At 40.5% G+C, this 6,364-nt stretch carries 5 protein-coding genes, 1 pseudogene and 1 riboswitch; of the genes and pseudogenes, 3 read left to right on the forward strand and 3 right to left on the reverse strand.

Annotated elements, in window-relative coordinates; translation table 11 throughout:
- A pseudogene (locus ACP45E_RS11390) lies at positions 1-152 on the forward strand (peptidase M20); the annotation flags it as partial.
- A gap of 291 nt (positions 153-443) precedes the next feature.
- Entirely contained in the window at positions 444-2,423 is a 1,980-nt protein-coding gene (locus ACP45E_RS11395; protein WP_017039146.1) for an ATP-binding protein, read from the forward strand.
- Between the two features lie 172 nt (positions 2,424-2,595).
- Here the strand turns inward: ACP45E_RS11395 and ACP45E_RS11400 are convergent, their stop codons facing one another.
- The 3 genes from ACP45E_RS11400 to ACP45E_RS11410 all read right to left on the reverse strand — a co-directional run bounded on the left by ACP45E_RS11400 (position 2,596) and on the right by ACP45E_RS11410 (position 5,518).
- On the reverse strand, positions 2,596-4,359 hold the full coding sequence (locus ACP45E_RS11400; RefSeq protein ID WP_017039147.1) for a putative bifunctional diguanylate cyclase/phosphodiesterase: 1,764 nt from the start codon (positions 4,357-4,359) through the stop codon (positions 2,596-2,598).
- A gap of 240 nt (positions 4,360-4,599) precedes the next feature.
- A complete protein-coding gene (locus ACP45E_RS11405) occupies positions 4,600-5,340 on the reverse strand; it encodes a hypothetical protein (RefSeq protein ID WP_017039148.1) in 741 nt (246 codons plus the stop codon).
- 19 nt (positions 5,341-5,359) lie between these two features.
- Positions 5,360-5,518 carry a hypothetical protein gene (locus ACP45E_RS11410; RefSeq protein WP_017034069.1) on the reverse strand — a complete coding sequence of 53 codons (159 nt, stop codon included), beginning with the start codon at positions 5,516-5,518 and terminating at the stop codon, positions 5,360-5,362.
- A 362-nt stretch (positions 5,519-5,880) separates the two neighbouring features.
- Positions 5,881-5,992, forward strand: a riboswitch (glycine riboswitch).
- A gap of 115 nt (positions 5,993-6,107) precedes the next feature.
- Here ACP45E_RS11410 and ACP45E_RS11415 point away from each other — a divergent pair.
- The coding region (locus tag ACP45E_RS11415) for an alanine:cation symporter family protein (RefSeq protein WP_141707306.1) at positions 6,108-6,364 on the forward strand (257 nt) is incomplete at its 3' end.

The following is a 6,364-nucleotide window of genomic DNA, read 5'->3' on the forward strand; positions in this document are numbered from 1 at the left end:
GCGGCAGTGACGCGAATAATTTCAATGAAAAAGGCCTGACAACCGTTAACCTTTCCACGGGTATGGCAAAAGTGCATACCACGGAAGAGTATATTGCTATTGAAGATCTGGTTAACATCACCAAGTTCATGAAGCACTATTTAACCGCCTAATCATGCAAAATCCGGCCATCAGTGGTCGGATTTTTATCTCTACTCTCCCTCCCCCCCTTTTTGTCTAGCCTCTTAGTTTAGCCTCGATGCGATTGAGAAGAGTTTACTATTCATCAATACAAGCTATCTTTAACATTAGCACTCTAGTTTCTGCCAGCGATACTTTCACGCTCTCATGCCTTAAAGTGCTGGTATTAAAACGCGGTTATTGAAAGACTGAATGTTGTCAGGCTGCGTGTTATCAGAGTGATTTCTACAATAGTAAATCTCATAGAGATACAGAGGTGGTTTTTGAGGCAACGACGTCTAGGCATTGATAAGCAGCTCGTTTTATATACCGTTTTAGTGAGCGTTATTTTGGCACTCATCAACACCTCTATCCATTCTTACCTAAGTTATAAAAATAAACTTCAATCACTGACAGAAGATATCCAGTTACTCAAAGAAACCAGCTTACCTAGCCTGAGTTCGAGTCTGTGGTTTGAAGATAGAGAGCAGCTATCGATAGTCGCGACCGGGCTTTTGCGTTACCCTCATGTTGATTATATTAATATCACCCAGAGTACAGCGAGCAACAAGACAGACTCCCAAAACTCTAAAGAGCCCGTTATTGAGCTAGGCAGGGCTGTAGAAGGAGACTTCATCGAAACGAAGTGGAGCTTGACACATCAGAAAGGAGCAAAAGAATACCACCTCGGAGATCTTTATGTTCAAACGTCACTTTCCCCTACCTATGAACAATTAACCCGTAATTTCTTACTATTGCTCATAATGAAAGCCATTGAGTCATTACTCATTGTCACCGCGATTTTACTGATTACTTTAAAACTGGTGGTACGCCCGCTCAAAACAATCAGTCAAGCCATGGCCGATTTTAACAACGGCCCACTGCCTAGTAAGATGACATTACCACCACGGGTATTCCAAGATGAAGTTCAAGATCTTTCTAACAACTACAATGCATGTATTAATCACCTCGCGCATAATTATCAGGAACTGGTTGAGGCAAGAGAAAAAGCTGAAATTGCGAATCAGAGGAAAAGTGAATTTCTAGCCAATATGAGCCATGAAATACGCACCCCAATGAATGGTATTATTGGTATTGCGGCACTATTGAAAGATCTTCCTAACACTCCCCAACAAATCGAATACCTGAATGTTCTCGATACTTCATCACAGAACTTGCTCAATATTATTAATGATATTCTGGATGTTTCTAAAATCGAAGCGGGCCATTTTGATATTGAGTACGTCCCTTTTGATGTTCACTCACTAATCCAACAACAAGCAGATGTCTTTAGCCTAAAAGCAAAACAAGCTGGGTTAATGTTTGAATGCCATATAGACATTGCGATTCCCGATGTGTTGGTGGGTGATCCAGTGCGGCTTACCCAGGTGCTCAATAATCTACTCAGCAACGCGACTAAGTTTACGCCTAAAGGCTCTGTTCATATTAATGTGCAACTCATAGAGCGTGACATAGAATACGCGACGATTTGTTTTTCCATTAAGGACACAGGAATAGGCATTGCTAAAAACAGACTAAACGATATTTTTGAGCAATTTCAACAAGCCGATGGAAGTACTACACGTAAGTTCGGTGGAACTGGATTAGGGTTAGCCATCAGCAAAAAAATCGTCGCGCTGATGGGGAGTCAACTCAAGGTCATCAGTGAACCTGAGTTAGGGAGTCATTTTTTCTTTGAACTTTCTCTCAAGATATCGGATCAGCAAACATCCAGTAAAACGTTAACATCATCCAATATCTGTGATTTTCCTTCCTCATCGACCCCTGAACTCCTCACTGAAGAGCAACTCACTACTGGGCACTACTCTAAAAAAGTACTCTCAAATAAACGTGTGCTATTTGCGGAGGATACTTTCATTAATCAGCAAGTGGTTAAAATCATGCTGATGAACATAGGCTTGAATGTCGATATTGCGAACAATGGATTGGAAGCGCTCAATATGTGTAAGACTCAAGAATATGACCTGATTCTGATGGATTGTCACATGCCGGAAATGGATGGCTACGAGGCAACAAAAGAAATTCGCTCTCAATGCCCTTGGAGTCAGAATATCGCCATCATTGCTCTCACTGCCAATGTCATTAGTGAAGGTCGACAAAAATGTTTCGATTCCGGAATGAATGACTTCGTTTCTAAACCCGTCACGCCCGATCAACTGCTCAATGTCTTGTGCAAGTATCTCCCTGATATTCTATTAGAGCCGACTGATAATGAGGAAGATAAAAAAAGGAACGACAACTAGCGACGAGCAACGCCTGTCTGCGATCAGAAATGAACGATAAGAACTTATTGATGTTTACTCTTTCATTGGCTGCTTGCTTTTTATTAGACCTGGCTCTTTATTAGGTATTTCTTTTTATTAGACATTTCTTTTTATTAGACATTGCCACAACGAAAATTTGAACTCACAGAAACTATAAAAACTGCTTTTCAAAATCCTTAGCATACAAAGGTTTTGAGAAGAGATAGCCCTGATATTTATTGCAGTGCTCATTTTTCAGCAGATCTAGCTGATCTTGTGTTTCTACTCCTTCAGCAACCACAACTTTCCCTAAGTTATGACCCATTTGGATGATCGTTTTTACTAACATATGGTCGGTGTGTAAAGTGACGCATTCGTCGATAAATGACTTATCGATTTTTAAGATGTCGATTGGTAGCTTTTTCAAATAGTTCAACGAAGAATACGCCACGCCAAAATCATCAATGGCGACCTTAACGCCAAGTTTTCGTAACTTTTCACACGTAGATATCACTTGTTCTGGCTGAGTCATCAATGTTGTTTCCGTTATTTCTATTTCCAATAATTCGGGAGGCAACTGATTTAATGCCAACGCAGACGAAACCACATTGTAAATATCATCATGAACAAACTGAACCGTTGAGACGTTGACTGAAATGCACAGGTTGTGTCCGTCATTAAGCCACTTTTTCGCTTGTATACATGCTGTTTCTATCACCCATCGACCAATGGGAATAATTTGAGTACTTTTCTCAGCAATAGAGATAAAAGTGTTCGGTGGGATCATTCCTAATTCTGGATGTATCCAACGTATAAGAGCTTCAGCACCAACAATTTTATTCTCGCCGCAACTCACTTTAGGCTGGTACGCTAAACAAAACTGATCACTATTTAACGCCTGATTCAGCTCTCTTTCAATCTGATGCTCTCGGATTGTTTCATCAAGCAGCTCGGCGTCATACCACTGAATAACATTTTTGCCTTTCAGCTTAGCTTTATTTACCGCTATATCGGCATTCTTACACCACAACTCGGTATCTCGTTGGGTATCGTCAAGCAATGCTACTCCGATGCTATAGCCCAATTTATATGGGACGTTGCCAATAGGAAAGACTGGCTGATACACATGTTTGATCTGATATTCAACATTACTGATATTATCACCAAGGTCGCCTTGACCTTTAATGACGATAGCAAACTCATCGCCCCCTAAACGGTAGAGTTTTGTGTAGTCAAACAGAAGCGAGTCTAATCTTTTGGCAAATGCGGTTAACAGTTTGTCACCCTGTGTATGGCCCAAACTATCATTAACCGATTTGAATCCATCTAAATCAATATGGAATAACGCATAATCATATTCTTCATCTTCTTCTATGCTTTTTAACGCCGTAAAAAATGAATTCCTGTTTGGTAACCCTGTGAGCAGATCCATCATGCTGTCACGCTTGTAACGCAACATTTGATCACGAAGTTTGATCTGGTAATAGGTCATCACAGTAGCAAACGACGTAATCAGGAGCACCTCAATAGCGTCTTCAATAAACTCTTCGAAATCACTGCTTGGAAGGTGAACAAAATAACTCAAAACTAATAACAACGCGGTTGCAATTGGCCAGAGAGATCCAGGAAAGATAATAATGTAGCAGATGGGCAAGAGTATGAAGCTTTCTTCGATGGCATCTAATTCTAACGGTTCAATATAGCCACCAACAAAGATCAATAATAGCGAGCTATTGGCCGCAATGATTTTTAAGTTGTCATTTTTTGAAAAGTACGCAAGAAGCATCAAGGCAGGATAAAGGAGGTATAACCAATGAGCTATTTGGTGCTCTGTGACAAGTGTATGCGTGATAAGCAGTACAGAGAAAACAAAGACAACTTGAACAAGTCGATGAATATTAAAAACCTGTGACAAAACATGAGCCAATTTGCGCAAATTACCGCCTCTTAATATGGTGAAACCATTTATCTCGTCAATACATACTGATATTGAAAACTGTCATGGCTGAAGTGCTAACTAAAGTATAGGTAGATTTTTCGTATCAATGAGGATAATCAATAATTAAATGAGAAAGTTAGAGGCAATACACATTATTGTAAAGTAAGAGCCCCTAATATTGAGGCTCTGAGGAAAGTCACACAATTGAGACTGTCCTAAATTCTCTATCATTGGTCACTATAAGCCTAGATCATCAGATAGCGCTTTAATTTGTTCAAGATCCATTCTGTGGACCTGCAGCATTTGATCCACCTGGCTAAGGCGAGAATTCGCTTCATCTTGTTTATCACAAGAATCCGATGTCGCATCCCATGATGTGCCTTCTAAATAGATGTCACATTGCGCTTTTAGCGATTCAATCACGGGCAGTAATTTTTCACGTTCTGTCTCTAAACCTTCCACTTCTTGCTTAATACGCAGTTCTTTTTGGAAAAGCTCTCTAGACCGTTCGAACATCGTTGCTTGTATATCCGCTTGTCGATTAAGCCGGTTATTTTGCGTGTCGGCATCAGATAGCTGAACGGCTTGATTCGCTAGCTGTGCATTCAGTGATAAGTTCGCTTTTTCTAGTTCGGTGACGAGTTGTTCGAGTTTCTCAACATCCGATTGATACTGTTCTTGTTGCTTTGTTAGCTCTAAGCTCAGTTGCTCAGCCAATTGCTCATCGACCATAGCAACCTTTTTTTCCACTTGAACTACCAGCTGCTTCTTATCTTGAAGCAGTATTTGATATTGATCTTCTAACTTATGGTATGTCTGTTCCCATTTTTTCGCGGTCGTCGCAGAGCCAATTAGCCCACCTGCTGCTAACCCCAGTAAACAAGCAATAACAATATAGGTGTAGGTTCTCTTATCACGTTCTTCGACCACAACAACATCGTCACCATCAAATTCTTCAGTCTCATTTTGCTTGTTCAACTTTCTCTCCTAGAAACCGTTATCGTGTTAGCTCGGCAATCATGACTGATCCTGCGTAAACTAGAAAGCTCACAACCAGAGTCACGATGATGCCTTTTTGGATTTTTTCATTGGTGCGATACCGAATCAAAACAAACGCCAGTGCAGAAATAAATACAATCGCAATTAACCTTGTCATCCCATTTCCCTCTTACATCGCGTACCTTCGTCATTGCCTTGTGACTGAGCCTAAGCGACGCAGACAGTTAGCATGTTCTTCTATTTTATACTATTTAGTCTGGCTGAATAAGATAAGAATAGGCTTTATGACATTTAACTGAAGAATATGTGTTTAGTTCATTTATTTTGCTCGTGACATCTCTTTTCCTTTTCCGTAGAATTCCCAGCGCAAATTACCATTATCAGGTAATTGTTCCGATGAAGACTGCAGGAGAGCGGTATTTAACCAATTATTAACAATTGGTTAGTGTTACCCACCGAAGAAGTAAATCTTTCAGGTGCTTTGTACTAGTGAAAATTAGAAAAGCGTGGACTGTAGTTGGAGGAACCTCTGGAGAGAACCGTACTACTTTGTTGTAGAAAGCGGTCGCCGAAGGAGCAAGCTTTGTGTATGCAAGGTGAAACTCTCAGGCAAAAGGACAGAGGAGTGGAAAGACACAATCGACCAACATCTATTCATAACAAAAGAATAGATGCTGTGTGATGCTTATTCAATCGTCACACCCTTTCCCTCTTCTCCTTATATTTTGTTTTTTTAAGGGGAAATCATGAACAATCTTCAATCTGTATTACAAACTATCGACCATTTTATTTGGGGACCACCTCTGCTCATTTTACTGGTAGGGACCGGTATCTATTTCACCTTTAGCTTAGGTTTACTTCAATTTAAGCACCTTCCTACTGCGCTAAAACTGGTGTTCACTAGAGACGCGAGTTCACAAAGTAAAGGGGATGTGTCGAGTTTTGCTGCGCTTTGTACCGCGTTATCTGCCACCATTGGTACCGGCAATATTGTGGGTGTCGC

It is taken from the genome of Vibrio genomosp. F10 str. 9ZD137 (genome assembly GCF_049974785.1).
GTDB lineage: Bacteria > Pseudomonadota > Gammaproteobacteria > Enterobacterales > Vibrionaceae > Vibrio.

Coding starts and splice junctions, on each gene's coding strand:
- ACP45E_RS11410 (WP_017034069.1), bottom strand. CDS start 5,518: ATGACAAGGTTAATTGCGATTGTATTTATTTCTGCACTGGCGTTTGTT.